Below are 17943 nucleotides of genomic sequence, written 5' to 3'. Positions count from 1 at the left end.
GTCTCGACCACCGACCGAGGTGCCTGAGCAGCGTGAAGGGCCCGATGACCACGGACCGCGACCAGCCCGATCGGAACGAGCGATCCGACGATCCTGCGGGTCGGACCGGGGGCTGGCGGGACCGGATCCGGGCGCTGCCGTGGCTGACGGCCCGAGCGCCGTCGTGGGTGTCGGCGCTGCTCGGCGTGGTGCTGGTTCTCGCCGGCCTGCTGCTGGTCATCCGACCGCTGGCCGCCCTGCACGTCCTCGGCCTCTACATCGGAGTGAGCTGCGTCGTCGCCGGCGTCGCCGACCTGGTGCGGCGCCGGTCCGAGGATGCCGAAGCGCGGCGCTCGCTGCCGGACCGGCTGCTGCCCTGGTTCTGGATCGTCGTCGGCGTCCTGCTGGCCGCGTGGCTCGGGCGGCACGTCGGGGTGTTCGGGCCGGTCGTGGCGATCGCGCTCATCGTGTCCGGCGTGGGGTCCGTGCTCCGCGGCGGGCGGGTCAGGACGTGGCGGCTCGCCCCCGAGGCGGTGCTCGGGATCGCCGAGATCGTCTTCGGGGTGCTCGCGCTGCTCTGGCCCGACGCGACGTTGATCGTGATCGCCGTGCTCTTCGGCGGGCGGACCGCCATCTTCGGGGTGACGTTGCTGATCCGGGCCGTGACGACGGTGCTGCGGCCCGAGCGGCCGGCCGCTGCGCACGAGCGCCGCCGCTCGTCGGCGGTCCGCTGGGTCGGAGCCGCGTGCGTGCTCGCCCTGGCGGTCGGCGCGGGGTGGGTGAGCCACACGCTCCGATCAGGTGCGCCAGTGCTCGACCCCTTCTACGACACCCCGGACGAGTTGCCGGATACCGCCGGCGAGCTGATCCGCTGGGACGAGTACTCGGGCAACCTGCCGGACGGCATGACCGGGTACCGGATCTACTACACCACCACGAACGGGTGGGGCGACATCGTGGCCAGCAGCGGCATCCTTGCCGTGCCCGAGGGCGCCGGCGGGCCAGTGCCGCTGATCACCTGGGCGCACGGCACGGTGGGAATCGCCCGGGCCTGCGCACCTTCGATCGGGCCCGACGCGTTGGTCCTCGGCGGCGAACCCGGGGCCGACCGGCTCGCCGAACTGGGCTGGGCCATGGTCGCCACCGACTACCCGGGCATGGGAGCCGAGGGTGCGACGCCGTACCTGATCGGGGAGGCCGAGGGGCGCGCGGTGCTGGACGCCGCCCGAGCCGCCCGGCAGCTGACCGAGGTGTCGCTGTCGGAGGAGACGGTCATCTGGGGACACTCCCAGGGCGGGCACGGGGCACTGTGGGCCGGGCAGCTGGCCGCTGACTACGCACCGGACCTGAACGTCCTCGGCACGGCCGCGCTGTCCCCGGCGAGCGATCCGCGCGCGATCGCCGAGACCGTGCTGGCTCATCCGGACGCAGCCGGCGCGACGCTGGGGATCGCGTTCGTCGTGGACTCCTACACCGGGTACTACCCGGACCTGGACTTCGAGGACACCGTGGTGCCGGCCGGCCGCACGATCGTGCGTGAGGCGGCCTCGCGCTGCACCGGCGAGGGTGGCACGCTCGTCACGATCCTCGCGGGGTTGTCGGTGGCGCGGGACCAGCCGATCATCGACCCGGACGCGCTCGCCGGTACCTTCGGGGATCGGCTGACCGAGAACACCGCCACCGGCCCCTGGGCCGCCCCGCTGTTCATCGGCCAGGGCGAGGCGGACGAGGTGATCCCGTTCCACATCAACACCGCCTATGTCGAGCAGCTCTGCGGGATGGATGTCGACGTCGAGTTCCACGGCTATCCCGACGGGTCGCACATGAGCGTGCTCGCACCCAGGGCGCAGCTGAACGAGGACGTTGTGCGTTGGACCCAGGACCGGCTCGCGGGGCTGGCGTCCGAGCCGAACTGTCCGTGAGCCGGCCCGTCGGCCATCGGAGCGCCCGGTAGCCTCTGGCGCATGGCTGCTGATGAGACCCTCGCCGCTGACATCGATGCCGTCTGCCGCCTGAGCGGCGAGTTCACGCTCCGGTCCGGTCTGGTGTCGAACGAGTACTTCGACAAGTACCTCTTCGAGGCCGACCCGCGGCTGCTGGACCGGGTCGCCGACCAGCTGGTCGACCTGCTGCCTGAGGGCACCGAGCTCCTCGGCGGACTCGAGCTCGGCGGCGTGCCGATCGCGACCATGGTGTCGGCGAAGACGGGCATTCCGGCGCTCTTCGTCCGCAAGGAGGCCAAGGACTACGGCACCTGCAAACTGGCCGAAGGTCCGGACGTGGCCGGCCGACGGGTGACACTGATCGAGGACGTGATCACCACCGGTGGCGCGGTCCGTGCCGCGACGACGGCCCTGCGAGAACGCGGCGCGGTCGTCGCCGTGGTGGTCTGCGCGATCGACCGGTCGCCCGTCGGCCTGAACCCGCTGGCCGACGTCGGGCTTGAGGTGCGCCCCGTGCTGACCAAGGCGCAGCTGGACGCCCGCGCCAGGTAGGAGGTCAGCGGATCCGGAGGAACTCCCTCACCTGCTCGATCTCGAGGTGCTTTCCGTTCTGCGTGGGCTCACCCTCGGCGGACACATCTCACGCATGGTCGCCGAGGATTGCGATCGGCGATCACTTCGCCTTCACCATCGCACGCCATGCCGCGGAGCCACTCGCGGAGCGCGCTGCCCGGGATCGTTCAGCCCGCTCCGACCTCGCCGAACACCTCGTCGTAGATCGCGAGCGCCTGGGCCACCTCGTCATCCGTCACGATGCACGGCGGCACCACGTGGATCCGGTTCTCGGCGGCGAACACGAGCAGGCCGCGGTCCGCGCACGCCGCCTTGATCGCCCCGACCGTTGCCGCCGGCACCGGGGTGCGCGCCTGCGGATCGGTGACCAGGTCGAGCGCCCAGAACACGCCCATCCCTCGCACCTCGCCGATGATCGGGTGCTTCGCGGCGAGCGCGCGCAGGCCCGGACCGAGCACGTCGGTCCCGATCCGATTCGCGTTGACCACGATGCCCTCGGACTCCATGGCCTGCAGAGCCGCGAGGATGGACGCCGCGGCGAGCGGGTGCCCCGAGTAGGTGAGCCCACCGGGGAACACCGTGTCGTCGAAGGTCTTGGTGATCGGCTCGGAGATCATCACCCCGCCGACGGGCACGTAGCCGGAGTTGACCCCCTTGGCGAAGGTGACCAGGTCCGGGACCACCGTGCCGCCGTCGACCCCGTCCAGGGCGAGCCAGTGCCCGGTGCGGCCGAACCCGGCCATGACCTCATCCAGGATGAGCATGATGCCGTGCCGAGTGGCCAGTTCCCGGACCCCGGAGAGGTACCCGGGCGGTGGCACGAGCACTCCGGCGGTGCCGGGCACGGTCTCGAGCAGGATCGCCGCGATCGAGTCCGGGCCCTCGCTGAGGATGACCCGCTCGAGGTGGTGCAGGGCACGCTCGGTCTCCTGCTCGGGTGAGTCCGACCAGAACTCCGAGCGGTACGGGAACGGCCCGAAGAAGTGCACGTGCCCGCGGGCGTACTCGTTGGGGATCCGGCGCCAGTCCCCGGTGGCGACGACGGCGGCGCCCGTGTTCCCGTGGTAGCTGCGGTAGGTGGACAGCACCTTGTCCCGGCCGGTGTGCAGGCGGGCCATCCGGATCGCATTCTCGACGGCGTCCGCCCCACCGTTGGTGAGGAACACCTTCGTGAAGCCCTCGGGTGCGTGCCGCAGGATCTCGGCGACGGCGCGGCCCCGCACCAGGTTCGCCGTCGGCGGCGCGATGGTGGCCAGTTCGGCGGCCTGCTCGGCGATCGCGGCGACCACCTTCGGGTGACTGTGCCCGATGTTGACGTTGACCATCTGGGAGGAGAAGTCCAGGTACTCGCGGCCGGCGTGGTCCCAGAGCCGCGAGCCCAGGCCGCGGGCGATCGCGATCGGGTTCAGGTGCGCCTGCGCGGACCAGGAGTGGAAGACCTGCTTGTCCAGCGCCAGTGCCTCGGCGCCGAGATCGGATTCAGTCATCGATGACCTTCTGTTCTGGAGTGGGTCGTACCCGGCGAGGCTATCGCCGGGTACGACCCGCGTGGGAGAGGTTGGCCCGTGACCGGCCCGATGGCCGCTAGTTGCCGCCCTCGACCAGTTCCACCTCGATCGGCTGGAAGTCGGCGCCCGTCACGTCCAAGCCCTCCGCCTCCACGTCCTCGAGCGCCTGCTCGATGTATTGCATGTCCAGCGCGGTCTCCGGCGGCGCGGCGGTGATCAGCGTGGAGCCGGTCTCGTTCTGGGTCTGCAGGGCCATGTCCACGGTGTTGTCCCAGGTGGCCTGGTCAACGAGCCCGATGCCGTTCGTGGACGGCCAGATGAGCCGGTTCGTCTCGTTCGTCATCCAGAGCTGGTGGCTCTCACCGAGGGTGGACCCGGCATTCGTGACGATCGTGGCGGTCTCGGCAGGGTTGTCCCGGGCGTAGACCCACCCGCGGATGACCGCACGTAGGAACGCGACGGTGGTCTCGGCGAAGCCATCCTCGTCCGCGAGCCGCTCGGTGTCCGCCCAGATGGCGTCCTGCAGCATCGCGGACCCGACCTCGTTGTAGTCGATGACGTTCAGGTCCTCCGGCTGGTACAGCTCACCGGTGTCCGGGTTGAGCGTCTCGAGCACCTGCGCGTACTCGTTGTAGGTCATCGCCTGCGCGGCCTCGATGTCACCGGAGAGGAACCCGAGCATGTCGAAGCCCTGGGTGACGAGCTCGATGTCGTCGACGCTCAAGCCCTCCTGGGAGAGCGCGGCGAAGATCTCCCACTCGTTCCCGAAGCCCCAGGACCCGATCCGGCGGCCCTCGAAGTCGGCGATCGTCTCGATCCCGGAGTCGGCCATGGACACCTGCAGCGTGCCGGACCTCTCGAAGATCTGGGCGATGTTCGTGATGTTCGCGCCCTGCTCGATGGAACCGAGCACCTTCGGCACCCAGGCGATCGCATAGTCGACGTCCCCGTTGACCAGGGCGTCCTGTGGCACGATGTCGCCGCCGCTCTCGACGATCTCGACCTCGAGGCCCTCGTCGGCGAAGTAGCCCTGGTCCTGGGCAGCGAAGTAGCCCGCGAACTGCCCCTGGGTGAGCCACTGCAGCTGCAGCCGGACCTCGGTCAGCTCACCGTCGTCTCCCCCGCCGGTCGCACCCGAACCGGTGCCGTCGTCACCGCCGTCGTCGACGGTACAGGCGGCCAGTAGTAGCGCCGCCGCGATCGCGCTGGCGCCGATGGCCAGTCGTCTGGAGTGCCTCATCGTGGTTCCTTCCGGTTGGTGGTGCGGGTGTGCCTCGGGAGTTCGTATCGGGTGTGGCTCCTGGTAGCGGTCGACGGCGGTGGTCGCCTCAGGCGGGGCGGTGCCGCACGGCGAGGTTCTCGACGGCGAGCGCGGCCAGGTAGAACAGGAGGCCGAGCACGATCGAGGCGAGCACGTAGGACCAGGCTCTCGCGTAGTCGCTGCCCGCCACGGATGCCGTGATGAAGGTGCCGAGGCCACCGCGGGGCCCGCCGAAGTACTCGGCCACGAGGGCTGCGATCACGGACAGGGAGGACGCGATCCGCAGACCGGTGAAGATGAACGGACGAGCGGTGGGCAGGGTCACCGTTCGCATCGCCTGCCAGCGGGTGGCTGCGTAGGCGCGCATCAGGTCGCGGTGCACGGGCCGGGTCTGGCGCAGCCCGCGCAGCGTGTTCAGGAACACCGGTACGAAGACGCTGATTCCGGCCACGACCTGCCGGGCGGACTGCACATCCGCGCCGTACATCGTGTAGAGCACCGGCGCGAGGGCCACGATCGGGATCACCGCGAGCGCGGCGACCAGCGGCGTCGTCAGCTCGTCGAAGACCCGCACGCTCGCCGCCACCAGAGCGAGCCCGATCCCGAGCAGGCTGCCCACCACGAGGCCGACGAGCGCGTTCCAGCCGGTCACCAGGGCCGCCGAGAAGAGCACCGGGATGTAGGCGAGGGTCTCGGCGAGGATGGCCGCCGGGCTCGGCAGCACGATCTGCGGGATCGCGAGCACCGTGACCAGGATCTGCCACGCCGCGAGCACCGCGACGCCGAGGAGCACCGGTGGCAGCACCCGGCGGGCCACGACGTTCATGTCGCCGGCCTGGTGCTGTCGGACCGGCCGTCCGTCCCGGCGTCGGGGGCCGGCGTGCCGGCGCTGCCCGCGTGCAGACCCTCGCGGACCGCGGTGACCGCCTCGAAGAAGCGCGGATCCTCGCGCAGGGCGTCGGTGCGCTGCCCCACGGGCCCGAGACCGGTCGTCACCGTGGTGGTGATCCGGCCGGGCCGAGGTGACATCACGACGACCCGGTCGGAGAGGAAGGCGGCCTCCGAGATGGAGTGGGTCACGAACACGACGGCGGCGCCGGTCTCGGCGCTGATCCGCGCCAGCTCGGTCTGCATCCGTTCCCGGGTCATCTCGTCGAGGGCACCGAACGGTTCGTCCATGAGCAGCAGCCGGGGTCGCTCCGCCAAGGCTCGGGCGATCGCCACCCGCTGCTGCATGCCGCCGGAGAGTTGGTCGGGGAACCGGGCCGCGAAGTCGCTCAGTCCGACCAGTTCGAGCAGTTCGGTGGACCGGACCCGCCGCGCGGCCCTACCCACACCGTGCAGCTCGAGTGGCAGTTCGACGTTCGCGGCGACCGTGCGCCAGCCGAGCAGCCCGGCCTGTTGGAACGCGATGCCGTAGGCCTTGTCCAAGCGGGCCTGCGGCGCGGAGGTCCCGAACACCCTCACCTCGCCCGTGGTTGGCCGTTCGAGGTCGGCGATGATCCGAAGCAGGGTGCTCTTGCCGCATCCGGACGGCCCGATCAGGGACACGAACTCCCCTGCCGCGACCTGCAGGTCGATGCCCGTGAGGGCCTGGGTCCGGCCCTCCTTCGTGGTGAACGTCTTGTGCAGGCCGGCGACGGTGACCGCTGGGGCGCTCGCGCCGGCACGCTCGGGCGGAGCCGTCGTCTCGGTGGTGCTCATGCTGGTTCCTCTCCTCGTCGGTAGCGGCGCAGCGCCAGGCCGAGCAGCGCGACCGCACCGGCGGCGAGCAGGCCGAGGCAGATGGCGCCGAAGATCGGCGCCCACGACTTCGGTGGGTCCCCGGCCGCGGACTGCGCGAACTCGAGGATCATCCGGCCGATGCCGCCACGCAGACCGATGGACACCTCCGCCACCACGGTGCCGATGACGGCGTTCGCGGCGGCCAGGCGCAGCGCCGGCAGCAGGTACGGCACGCTCGCCGGCAGCCGCAGCTTGATCAGGGTCTGCCACCAGGACGCGGCGTAGGAGCGCAGCAGGTCCGCGTGGATCGCGTCGGGGGACTTCAGGCCGCGCAGGGCACCGACCGCCACGGGGAAGAAGGCCAGGTAGGACGCGATGACCGCCACCGACATCCAGTTCTCCCAGGAAATCGGGCCGAGGGACAGCTTGGAGCCCCAGTTCCGCACCAGCGGTGCGAGCGCGATCAGCGGCACCGTCTGGGACAGCACCACCCAGGGCAGGATCGCGGACTCGGCGGTGCGCAGCCGCTGCATGAGCAGGGCCAGCGCCAGGCCGACTGTGACCCCGATGACCCAGCTCAGCGCGGCGACCCCGAGGCTGAAGGCCGCGGCCTTGGCGGTGGCCACCCAGAGCAGGTCCGCGCCGTCGGCGCGGGTCACCGGTTCGGTCATCCGGATGGCCATGTCCCACAGGTGCGGCATCGCGATGTCCGTGGTCCGCGGCAGGATCCGCACCCCTGCCACGACGACCCCGTCGTCCGGGCCGAGGAACTTGTATGCCTCCCACAGCACGCCAACGGCCAGGATCCCGAGCAGACCCATCAGCAGGCGCCGCGCCCGGCCGGAAGCCTCCCGGGTGGGCGTGGTCAGCGCCGCCGCGGGGTCGGCGGTGCGCTCGGCGATCGCGGTCGCCGCGGTGTGCTCGCTCATCGGCGACCCCGTCCGATCGCGACCGGTGCCGTCATACTGTGGCGAAGGCGTCGATCACGTGCTCGCCGTAGGCGGCCAGCGTGGCGTCGATGGCGTCGTGCTGGAGGTAGGCGCTGAACTGGTCCACCCCGAGATCGGCCAGCACCTCAAGTTTGGCGATGTGCTCGTCCGGGGTGCCGATGATGCAGAACCGCTCCACGATCTCGTCCGGCACGAACTGCGTGTGCGTGTTCCCGGCCCGGCCGTGCTCGGCGTAGTCGTAGCCCTCCCGGCCCTTGATGTAGTCCGTGAGCGCCTGCGGCACCACGCCCGCACCGCCGTCACCAGCGGGCCCGGTGCCATAGCGAGCGACGATGTCGGCGACGTGGTTGCCGACCATCCCACCGAACCACCGGCACTGCTCCAGCGCGTGCGCCCGAGCCTGCGGGCCGCCGTCGGGCACCACGTACGCGGGTGCAGCGACGCAGAACTTGATGTCGCCCGGATCCCGGCCCACCGCCTCGGCGGCGCCTCGGACCGCCGCGATCATCCACGACGCGATCTCCGGGTCGGCCAGCTGCAGGATGAACCCGTCCCCGACCTCCCCGGCCAGGGCGAGCGCCTTCGGCCCGTACGCGGCCACCCACACCTCGAGCTCGGAGGAGGTGATCCACGGGATCCGCAGCGTCTTCTCGCCCACGGTCGCCTCGCGGCCGTTCGCGAGCTCGCGGATCACCCGGACCGACTCCCGCAGGCTGGCCAGGGTGGTCGGCCTGCCGCCCTGCACCCGCACGGCCGAGTCGCCGCGCCCGATCCCGCAGATGGTGCGGTTGCCGTACATCTCGTTCAGGGTCGCGAACATCGACGCCAGGACGCTCCAGTCCCGGGTGGCCGGGTTCGTCACCATCGGGCCGACGATCACCCGCTGCGTGCGGGCGAGCATCGCGGAGTAGATGACGAACGGTTCCTCCCAGAGCACGTGCGAGTCGAACGTCCACACGTGGGAGAAGCCGGCCTCCTCCGCGGCCACGGTCAGCTCGACCACGCGCGAGGCGGGCGGGTTGGTCTGCAGGACGATGCCGAGATCCATGTGCGCTCCTTCTCGGGTCAGACGAGGTACTGGGACAGGCCGCGCTTGATGTACTGGCCGTGTCCCGCGCGCCCGCGATACTCGCCGTCGTCGACCACCACGGTGCCCCGGGAGATCACCGTGTCCACGTGCCCGTCGATCTCGAACCCCTCCCACGCGGAGTAGTCCATGTTCATGTGGTGGGTCTTGCCGAGCCCGATGGATGTGTGCCCGTTCGGGTCGTAGACCACCACGTCCGCATCCGCGCCCGGTTCGATGACGCCCTTGCGCCCGTACATGCCGAACATCCGCGCCGGGGTGGTGGACGTGATCTCGACCCACCGCTCCAGGCTGAGCCGGCCCTCGACGACACCCTGGTAGAGCAGGTCCATCCGGTGCTCCACGGAGCCGATGCCGTTCGGGATCTTGGAGAAGTCCCCGATGCCCATGTCCTTCTGGTCCTTCATGCAGAACGGGCAGTGGTCGGTGGAGACCATCTGGATGTCGTTCGTGCGCAGGCTGCGCCACATATGGTCCTGGTGGCCCTCGGCCCGGGACCGCAGCGGTGTGGAGCAGACCCACTTGGCGCCCTCGAAGCCGGGCGCCCCCAACTGCTCCTCGAGGGAGAGGTACAGGTACTGCGGGCAGGTCTCGCCGAAGACGTTCATGCCACGGTCCCGGGCTGCGGTGATCTGCTCCACAGCCTGCTTCGCGGACACGTGCACCACGTACAGGGGGGCCCCGGTGAGGTCGGCGATCATGATCGCGCGGTGGGTGGCCTCCTCCTCCGCCTGCCACGGGCGGGAGACCCCGTGGTAGTACGGGTCGGTCTTGCCCTCGGCGATGAGTTGCTGCACGAGCACGTCGATCATGGCGCCGTTCTCGGCGTGCATCATCATCATGGCGCCGTTGCTGGCGCCCTTCTGGAACGCGCGCAGGATCTGGCCGTCGTCGGAGAGGAACACCCCCTTGTAGGCCATGAACAGCTTGAAGCTGGTGACGCCCTCGTTGACGAGTTCGTCCATGGCGCTCAGCGAGGAGTCCTGGACGTCGGAGAGGATCTGGTGGAAGCCGTAGTCGATGGCGCAGTTGCCGGCGGCCTTCTCATGCCAGGCGTGGTACTGGTCCAGGACGCCCTGGTCCGGGTACTGCACCACGAAGTCGACGATCGAGGTGGTGCCGCCCCAGGCCGCGGCGCGGGTACCGGTCTCGAACGTGTCCGACGCGAACGTGCCGCCGAACGGCATCTCCATGTGGGTGTGGGCGTCGATGCCGCCGGGGATGACGTACTTCCCGGACGCGTCGATGACCGTGTCCACGGTGGACCGCAGGTCGGAGCCGAGCACGGTGGAACCCGGCTCGAGGAGGGCGACGATCCGTTCGCCGTCGATGAGGACGTCGACCTCGCGGCGGCCGGTGCTGGAGACGACTGTGCCTGCGCTGATCAGGGTGGTGGCCATGGTGTGCTCCTCTCGGATCCGGGTCAGGGCTTGGGAATCGAGGTGTAGGAGTCCGGACGGCGATCCCGGTAGAACTGCCACTCGTTGCGCACCTGCCGGATCAGGTCCAGGTCGAGGTCGCGGATCACGATCTCCTCGTGCTCGGACGAGCCCAGGTCGCCGATGTGGTTGCCACGGGGGTCCACGAACTGGCTGGAGCCGTAGAACGTGACGGCCAGGTCCCCGTACTCGTTGTCCTCGGTGCCGACCCGGTTCGGCGCGGCCACGAAGTAGCCGTTCGCGGCCGCCGCCGCGGGCTGCTCGATCTCCCAGAGCCGGTTGGACAGGCCCGGCTTGGTGGCGTTCGGGTTGAACACGATCTGCGCACCGTTCAGGCCGAGCTCGCGCCAGCCCTCGGGGAAGTGCCGGTCGTAGCAGATGTACACCCCGACGGGGCCCACCGCGGTCTTGAAAACCGGGTAGCCGAGGTTGCCGGGACGGAAGTAGAACTTCTCCCAGAACTTGTCCAGGTTCGGGATGTGGTGCTTGCGGTAGGAGCCGAGGATGGCGCCGTCGGCGTCGACCACGACGGCAGTGTTGTAGTAGACGCCGGGCTGGTCCTCCTCGTAGATGGGCAGGATCGTCACCAGGCCGAGCTCCTTCGCGAGGGCGGCGAAGCGCTGCACGACCGGCCCGTCCGCGGGCTCGGCGTAGTCGTAGTACTTCGGGTCCTCGGTGATGCCGAAGTACGGGCCGTAGAACAGTTCCTGGAAGCAGATGATCTGCGCCCCCTGCTCCTTCGCGTCCCGGGCGAACTGCTCGTGCTTGTCGAGCATCGACTCCTTGTCCCCGGTCCAGGTCGTCTGCGTGATCGCGGCGCGTACAACGGTCATGCTGTGGCTCCCGTCTAGGAGACGGATGTGTGCCCGATCGACCCACACCCGGCTCGTGGTTGGTCATTCTTCGGCCTGCGTGTTACGACGACGTTTCACTCGGTGTCACACGGTGACACGTCCTCGTGCCCGTCCCAACGTAATCGAACGGCGGGCACTCTGGCACGATCTTCAACGACTCGTGCCTACGTTGGGGGACGTGGGTCAGAGTCCGACGCCGCGGGCCACCTGGGTGTTCGAGGCCTGGGCGACCGGCCGGATGGTGAGTGAGTCGATGTTCACGTGCCGCGGCCGGGTCAGGGTCCAGGTGATGGCGTCGGCGACGTCTTCGGCGAGCAGCGGGTTCGTGACGCCGTCGTAGACCGCTGCGGCCCGCGCCGGGTCGCCGAGCCGGTTCAGGGCGAACTCCTCGGTGCGCACCATGCCGGGGGCGATCTCGATCACCCGGATCGGTTCACCGTTCAGCTCGAGGCGCAGCGTGTTGCCGATGACCCGTTCGGCGTGCTTGGCCGCGACATACCCGGCTCCGCCGGGGTAGGTACCGTGGGCCGCCGTGGACGTGAGCAGCAGGATGTCCCCGCCGCCGTCGGCGCGAAGGTGCGGGAGCAGCGCCTGGGTGACGCGTAGCGTCGAGGAGACGTTGATCCGAAACATCTCCTCCCAGTCCGCCACGGAGGCGGACTCGACCCGGTCGGCGCCGCGGGCGCCGCCGGCGTTGTTCACGAGGGCGTCGAGCCGGCCACCCGCCGCGACGGCGTCCACGAGCGCGGCGACGTCCGCTTCCTCGGTGAGGTCGGCGACGACGTACTCGGCGCCGGTCTCCGTGGCCAGTCGGGCCAGGCGGTCCTCACGTCGGGCGGTGGCGACGACGGCGTAGCCGGCCACCCGTAGCGCGCGCACCGTTGCAGCTCCGATGCCGGTGGAGGCGCCGGTGACGACGGCGCGCGGCGCGGTCGGTGCATCGGGCCGGGTGGTCGGTGGCTGGCTCATGCCGTCATCGTGCCCGTCGCCGCGGCCGCCGGGATAGCACCGTCCACGGGGCGGGACGCACTCCGGCCGGTGGACGTCACTCGACGCCCACCGGCGACGTCCGCTGTCACAGGTAGCCGCAGGCGGTGCCCCAGTTCGTGTAGTGACCCAGGCCGACGTGCCGCCAGAACCGGGCGCTGTAGTTCGAGGCAGCCGCCGAGTACACGCTGACGCTGCGCTGCGTCCCGTAGCTGTAGCTCGCGGCACCGCTGCTGACGAGCCGCGGGGAAGTCCCGCAGCTCTTGTAGATGCTGATGTAGCCGGAGATGTTGCCGCTGCCGTAGTAGGCGAAGCTGCTCACCACATAGTTGCCGCTGCGACTCACGCAGATCGAACCGGGTCCGCTCGTGGTGGTGCAGTCGGCGGCGGTCGCGCCGAACTGCTTGGTGTGCGCCTCGGCGCTGGCGAGCCCCTGGGTGGCGGAACCGCCGAAGGTTGTCCTCGTCGCGGCGGCGCAGGTCTCCTGACGGTCGACCACCGGCAGCAACACGTCCGTCGGTGCGCCGAGCTGGGCGGCGACGTCTGGCATGGTGGTGTCGGTGATCTCGACCGAGAGCAGCGTGCAGCCGCGCTGGGCCGCATCCGCTGCCCAATCGGTGGCGCGCGCAGCATCGCGCTCCGCCTCTGCCCACGCATACCACTGCGCGTCGGTCGCATCGGCGGCCGGCTGGCCGCCGACCTCAGGCTCCAGAACCTGGACGTCGGCCGAGGCCGGCGCCACCATGACCGCGCCGGCCAACAGGGCTGCCGCAGCAGCGACCGCGGTCACGGCCGCCCTTATTCGTGAGGTACTCACGTACTCCCCCTTCGCCGGTCGCTCGACCGGGGTCAGTTCGACTAAAGCCTTACCCGCACGATCGTGACACACATCACGTATGTAATCACCCCAGGGGTGCCGGACATATCAGGGTGTAGGGGACGGGGAGAGGGTGGATGAAGGCCACGCCGGAGGAACGGTTCGAGTCCTTGTACTGGACTCACCACCAGGAGCTGTTGGCCTTCATCCGCCGTCGCACCTCGCCGAACGTCGCGGAGGACATTCTGGCCGAGACGTTCGTGGTCACGTGGCGACGGATCGAGGAGGTGCCGATGGAAGCACGACCATGGCTGTTCGGCGTCGCCCGGAATTCGATCCGGAACTACGTGCGGGCGGACAGCAGACAACAGGCACTCCGGATCCGGCTCGAGCAGGAGCCGCCCGAGGCACAGCACGACCTTTCGGTGTCGATCGCCAGCCGCGCGGACCTGGTGCGGGCATGGAATCTGCTGACCGACTCCGAGCAGGAGGTCATCGCGCTCACCGCATGGGATGACCTCAGCAACAACGAGGCCGCCACGGTGCTGGGGTGCACCAAGAGCGCGTTCGCCGTCCGACTGTTCCGGGCCCGCCGTCGTCTCCTGCATCTATTGGAACGCACCGGGACCGGATCCTCAGGGTCGGGCCCGCGACGCCAGGCACAGGGGAGCCGGTCATGACCGATCGCAACTCGACACTGCTGCGGGCGGTGCAACAGTTGGACCCGCAGGCCGATCCGGATCCGGTGGACAGCGAGGCGCTGTTGGCGCGGGTGCGGCTGGCCATCGCGGACGCGCCGGAGGAGATGCCGGACCTCGCGCCGCGACCGGTCCCCCGCACCACCCGACGGGTCGTGGCCGGAGCAGCAGCGGCGATCCTCCTCGGCGCCGTCGTGTACACGGTTGCGAATCCGGGCCAGTCACCGGCCTACGCCTCCTGGACACCGACTCCCACGGAGCTCACGGCCCCGGTCGCGGCCGAGCGCGCAGCTGAGTGTCCCGCCGTGGAGGTCATGCAGGGCCCGCCCGAGGACCCGACCGACATGACCGACATCCCGCTGACCATGCACCTGGCCGAGCAGCGTGGCGACTACACGTTCGCTGTCTCGTCCGGAGTGAGCGAGGGCGGCGATCACGCATACAGCGTGTGCCTCATCGATGCCGACAGGGGCACCACCGTGGCGAACGGCGGCGTCCTCGCACCCGGATCCACCGTGGCCCCGTCCTCGGCCGACGGAGTGGAGGTCTTCAACGACAGCGTCGACTGGAGCGTGACCTCCGAGGAGGACGCGATCACCTACGTGTTCGGTACGGCGGGGGCGGACGTCACTGCCGTCGACGTGCACACCGACTCGGGCAGTTTCGCGCATGCCTCCCTCGCCGACGGCTGGTGGGCAGTCTGGTTCCCGGGCGACGTGGACCTGACCACCGACCTCACGGTGACCACGAGCGACGGCACCACCCGGGAAGTGGCCGCGGTGCCGAGCACCTCGGACGCGACTGCCGACCCGCAGGACAGCGACTGAGGCGGAGCACAGAACCGAACAGGTCTTGGACGGCCCGGTCCTCACGGGATCGAGCAGGTCCGGGCACCGGAGTGGGGAGGGCCATCCGGCGCCACAGGGAGCCGGCCGCGCGGGGGCGCGGTCGGCTCCCGTTGTAGGGTGGGAGATGACGGACACCGGGGCTGACTGTGCCCCGTGCCAGCTCGGCCCGATCTGGCCGGCGGGTCCAATGCGCAATCCCGAACGCCCACTCTGCGCTGGAGCCTGCCCATGTCCCCTGCTCGACCCTCCGCCGTGCGCCTCGTTGCGGCGGTTCCGCTCGTCCTCGCGCTGGTCGCCTGCTCGGCCGGCGCCGGCGGCGCGCCCGCCGACGACTCCTCGCCGGCCACCGCGCCGGCCGTGGCCGGGTACCCGATCACGGTGGACAACTGCGGCACCGAGGTGACCCTCGACGCTCCCCCGCAGCGGATCGTGACCATCAAGTCGGCAGCCACGGAGATGGTGCTGGCGCTCGGCCTCGGCGACCGGCTCGTCGGGACCGCCTTCGCCGACGGCCCGCTTCCGGACGACCTGGCCGACGCCGGGGCGGGCGTGCCGGTGCTCGCCGAGCAGGCGCCGTCGTCCGAGGTGGTGCTCAGTACCGAACCGGACCTCGTCTACGCCGGGTGGGAGTCGAACCTGAGCGCCGAGACCGCCGGGGACCGGGCCGCCCTGGCCGACCTCGGCGTGGCCACCTACGTGAACCCGGCCGCGTGCCTGGAGGAGGGCTACCAGCCCGATCCACTCACGTTCGAGGGCGTGTTCGCCGACATCACCGAGGCCGGCGAGCTGCTCGGCGCCCCGGACGCAGCCGCTGACCTGGTGGCCGCCCAGCAGGCGGAACTGGCGCAGGTGGCGCCGTCCGAAGCCGGGCTGAGCGCGCTCTGGTACTCCTCGGGCTCGGACACCCCGTACGTCGGCGCCGGCATCGGTGCGCCGCAGATGCTGATGGACGCGATCGGGGTGGAGAACATCGCCGCGGACGTCCACGACTCGTGGTCCTCGCTGTCCTGGGAGGCGATCGCCGACGCCGAGCCTGAGGTCATCATCCTGGTCGACTCCGCCTGGAACACGGCCGAGTACAAGATCGGTCAGCTCGAGGCGAACCCGACGACGGCGCTGCTTCCCGCGGTACAGGAGGGCCGGTACCTGATCGTTGACTTCCCGGCCACCGAGGCCGGGGTGCGCAGCGTGCCTGCGGCGACGGACCTCGCCGCGCAGCTGGTGCAGCTGGAGCAGCAGGGCTCGGGGTCATGACCCGCACCGACCTCGGCGGTGGCCCGGCGCCCCGCGCCGCGGACCCCGGCCCGGCCCCCGTCGGAGCTCGCGGCGATCGGGCACCCGCACCGAGCAGCCCCGGTCGCACCGGCGCTCCGATGTCCAGGTCGGTGCTCCTCTGGCTGCCGGTCGCGATCGGGATCCTGGTCGCGTCTCTGCTGGTGTCGCTCACGATCGGTCCAGCGCAGATCACCGTCGCGGAGATCGCGGGGTCCGCGTGGCACCACGTCCTGTCCTGGCTGCACGGGCTCGGACTGGGCGTCGAGGTTCCCCCGAACCCGCTCACCCAGATCCGGGACGGGATCGTCTGGGCCGGGCGTGCACCACGGTTGGCGACGGGCGCGTTCGTGGGTGCCGGGCTGGCCCTGTGCGGCGGGGTCATGCAGGCGATCACGCGCAACCCGCTCGCGGACCCGTACCTGCTGGGGGTGTCCTCGGGCGCGGCCCTCGGCGCGGTCGCGGTCCTGCTCCTCGGTCTCGGCGTGGCGCTGCCCGTCGCCGCCTTCGGTGGGGCGCTGCTCGCGCTCGGCGCCACCCTCGCCCTGGCCGGGATCGGAGGCGCACTCACGCCGAACCGGACCATCCTGGCCGGGATCGCGGTGGCGCAGGCCTGCTCCGCGCTGGTGTCCTTCACGATCTTCGCGAGCGCGCGCGGGGACGCCTACCGGGAGATCATCAACTGGCTGATGGGTTCGCTCGCGGGCCGCACGTGGGCGTCGGTCGCGATCGCGGGCATCGCGACGGTGCTGATCGGATCCATCGTGCTCGGGTTCGGACGCACGCTCGACGCGTTCGCGTTCGGGGACGCCGCGGCGGCCTCCCTCGGTGTCCACGTGCCTCGCACCCGATGGATGCTGCTGACGCTGACGGCGTTGCTCACCGGGGCGCTCGTCAGCGTCAGCGGGGCGATCGGCTTCGTCGGCCTCGTGCTCCCACACGTGGTGCGGCTCCTGATCGGTGGGCGGCACCTGCGCCTGCTCCCGGTCGCGGCGTTCGGCGGCGCCACGTTCCTCATCTGGGCCGACACCGCCGCACGGACCGTGTTCGCGCCGCAGGAGGTCCCGGTGGGCATCCTCACCGCCGCGATCGGCGCCCCGGTGTTCGCCTGGCTGCTGGTGCGCTCGAGGAGGGCCGCATGAGCTGGGCACCGGAGCCGGCCGTGACGGTCGCGGACCTGTGGACGAGCGAGCTGCGGTACCGGATCAACGCGACGCAGATCCTCGGTGGCGTCGACGTGAGTGTCCGGTCCGGGCGGGTGACCGGCGTGCTCGGCCCGAACGGATCCGGGAAGTCGACCCTGCTGCGGCTCATCGTGGGCGCCCTGCCGCCCTCGAGCGGTCACGTGCATCTGATGGGCCGGAACGTGGCGCGGGTGAGCCGGCGTGAGCGGGCCCGGCGGGTGGCCTTCGTGGAGCAGGAGGCGCGCGCCGAGGTGGACCTGCGGGTCCGGGACGTGGTGCTCCTCGGACGAACTCCGCACCGCCCTGCCTTCTCCGGGGACAGCGCCGCAGATCTCGACCTGGTCGAGACCTCACTCCGGCGGACCGGCGCGCTGGACCTGGCGGACCGGGAGTTCACGACCCTCTCGGGCGGGGAGAAGCAGCGCGTGCAGATGGCCCGTGCCCTGGCCCAGACCCCTCGGGTGCTGCTCCTGGACGAGCCCACGAACCATCTCGACGTCGCCGCCCAGCTGCAGGTGCTCGCACTGGTGCGGGAGGTCGCGGCGGCCGGCACCGGCGTGCTGATGGCCATCCACGATCTCGCCCACGCCGCCACGGTGTGCGACGACGTGCTCGTCCTGGACGCCGGCGTCGTGGCTGCCGCCGGGCCACCGCGGGAGGTCCTCACCCCGGACCTGATCGCCGCCGTCTACGGCGTGCGGGCCGAATGGGTCGACGGCGAGCACGCGTCCGCGCTGGTGTTCTCGCCACTGCGCGTCGCCGGCCCTGCTCACACGGACCGGGCGATACTGGCGGAGCCCTTCCGACTGTAGGTTGGG

At 70.8% G+C, this 17943-nt stretch carries 17 protein-coding genes; 7 read left to right on the top strand and 10 right to left on the bottom strand.

Annotated elements, in window-relative coordinates:
• Positions 1–44 precede the first annotated feature (44 nt).
• The gene (locus tag HALOF300_RS18840; protein ID WP_197522671.1) at positions 45–1901 is read left to right on the top strand and encodes a lipase family protein; all 1857 of its coding nucleotides are present in this window, start codon (positions 45–47) and stop codon (positions 1899–1901) included.
• Positions 1902–1943: 42 nt separating this feature from the next.
• Positions 1944–2474 carry an orotate phosphoribosyltransferase gene (pyrE, locus tag HALOF300_RS18835; protein WP_156742449.1) on the top strand — a complete coding sequence of 177 codons (531 nt, stop codon included), beginning with the start codon at positions 1944–1946 and terminating at the stop codon, positions 2472–2474.
• Between the two features lie 188 nt (positions 2475–2662).
• Here pyrE and HALOF300_RS18830 read toward each other — a convergent pair whose 3' ends face one another.
• The 10 genes from HALOF300_RS18830 to HALOF300_RS18785 form a co-directional block, all read right to left on the bottom strand.
• Positions 2663–3982 carry an aspartate aminotransferase family protein gene (locus HALOF300_RS18830; RefSeq protein WP_156742448.1) on the bottom strand — a complete coding sequence of 440 codons (1320 nt, stop codon included), beginning with the start codon at positions 3980–3982 and terminating at the stop codon, positions 2663–2665.
• Positions 3983–4079: 97 nt separating this feature from the next.
• Positions 4080–5243 carry an ABC transporter substrate-binding protein gene (locus tag HALOF300_RS18825; RefSeq protein ID WP_156742447.1) on the bottom strand — a complete coding sequence of 388 codons (1164 nt, stop codon included), beginning with the start codon at positions 5241–5243 and terminating at the stop codon, positions 4080–4082.
• A gap of 88 nt (positions 5244–5331) precedes the next feature.
• Positions 5332–6090, bottom strand: a complete 759-nt coding sequence (locus HALOF300_RS18820; RefSeq protein ID WP_156742446.1) for an ABC transporter permease — start codon at positions 6088–6090, stop codon at positions 5332–5334.
• Complete coding sequence (locus tag HALOF300_RS18815; RefSeq protein ID WP_156742445.1) at positions 6087–6968, bottom strand: ABC transporter ATP-binding protein; 882 nt, start codon at positions 6966–6968, stop codon at positions 6087–6089. The genes HALOF300_RS18820 and HALOF300_RS18815 overlap by 4 nt, the downstream gene beginning before the upstream one ends.
• Positions 6965–7918 carry an ABC transporter permease gene (locus HALOF300_RS18810; protein WP_156742444.1) on the bottom strand — a complete coding sequence of 318 codons (954 nt, stop codon included), beginning with the start codon at positions 7916–7918 and terminating at the stop codon, positions 6965–6967. The genes HALOF300_RS18815 and HALOF300_RS18810 overlap by 4 nt, the downstream gene beginning before the upstream one ends.
• A gap of 31 nt (positions 7919–7949) precedes the next feature.
• Positions 7950–8987, bottom strand: coding sequence for a TIGR03842 family LLM class F420-dependent oxidoreductase (locus HALOF300_RS18805; protein WP_156742443.1), 1038 nt, complete (start codon positions 8985–8987; stop codon positions 7950–7952).
• Positions 8988–9004: 17 nt separating this feature from the next.
• Entirely contained in the window at positions 9005–10426 is a 1422-nt protein-coding gene (gene hydA / locus HALOF300_RS18800) for a dihydropyrimidinase (protein ID WP_156742442.1), read from the bottom strand.
• 23 nt (positions 10427–10449) lie between these two features.
• The gene (locus HALOF300_RS18795; RefSeq protein ID WP_156742441.1) at positions 10450–11298 is read right to left on the bottom strand and encodes a nitrilase-related carbon-nitrogen hydrolase; all 849 of its coding nucleotides are present in this window, start codon (positions 11296–11298) and stop codon (positions 10450–10452) included.
• 204 nt (positions 11299–11502) lie between these two features.
• Positions 11503–12288 (bottom strand): SDR family oxidoreductase, encoded by a 786-nt coding sequence (locus HALOF300_RS18790; RefSeq protein WP_156742440.1) that lies wholly within the window; start codon positions 12286–12288, stop codon positions 11503–11505.
• Between the two features lie 106 nt (positions 12289–12394).
• Positions 12395–13123: a hypothetical protein gene (locus tag HALOF300_RS18785; protein ID WP_156742439.1), complete on the bottom strand. Its 729-nt coding sequence runs from the start codon at positions 13121–13123 to the stop codon at positions 12395–12397.
• A 137-nt stretch (positions 13124–13260) separates the two neighbouring features.
• Here HALOF300_RS18785 and HALOF300_RS18780 point away from each other — a divergent pair, with 137 nt between their 5' ends.
• The 5 genes from HALOF300_RS18780 (at position 13261) to HALOF300_RS18760 (ending at position 17937) form a co-directional block, all read left to right on the top strand.
• On the top strand, positions 13261–13803 hold the full coding sequence (locus HALOF300_RS18780; protein ID WP_156742438.1) for an RNA polymerase sigma factor: 543 nt from the start codon (positions 13261–13263) through the stop codon (positions 13801–13803).
• Entirely contained in the window at positions 13800–14648 is an 849-nt protein-coding gene (locus HALOF300_RS18775; protein ID WP_156742437.1) for a hypothetical protein, read from the top strand. Before HALOF300_RS18780 ends, HALOF300_RS18775 begins: the two co-directional genes overlap by 4 nt.
• 249 nt (positions 14649–14897) lie before the next feature.
• Positions 14898–15923: a putative F420-0 ABC transporter substrate-binding protein gene (locus HALOF300_RS18770; protein WP_156742436.1), complete on the top strand. Its 1026-nt coding sequence runs from the start codon at positions 14898–14900 to the stop codon at positions 15921–15923.
• Complete coding sequence (locus tag HALOF300_RS18765; protein ID WP_408636960.1) at positions 15920–17083, top strand: putative F420-0 ABC transporter permease subunit; 1164 nt, start codon at positions 15920–15922, stop codon at positions 17081–17083. Before HALOF300_RS18770 ends, HALOF300_RS18765 begins: the two co-directional genes overlap by 4 nt.
• On the top strand, positions 17080–17937 hold the full coding sequence (locus HALOF300_RS18760; RefSeq protein WP_156742435.1) for an ABC transporter ATP-binding protein: 858 nt from the start codon (positions 17080–17082) through the stop codon (positions 17935–17937). The genes HALOF300_RS18765 and HALOF300_RS18760 overlap by 4 nt, the downstream gene beginning before the upstream one ends.
• The last annotated feature ends 6 nt before the right edge of the window (positions 17938–17943 follow it).

This window comes from Occultella aeris (assembly GCF_902703175.1).
GTDB lineage: Bacteria > Actinomycetota > Actinomycetes > Actinomycetales > Beutenbergiaceae > Occultella > Occultella aeris.
The sequence above is the reverse complement of the archived record's forward strand: the minus strand, read 5'-3'. Positions and strand labels throughout refer to the sequence as shown.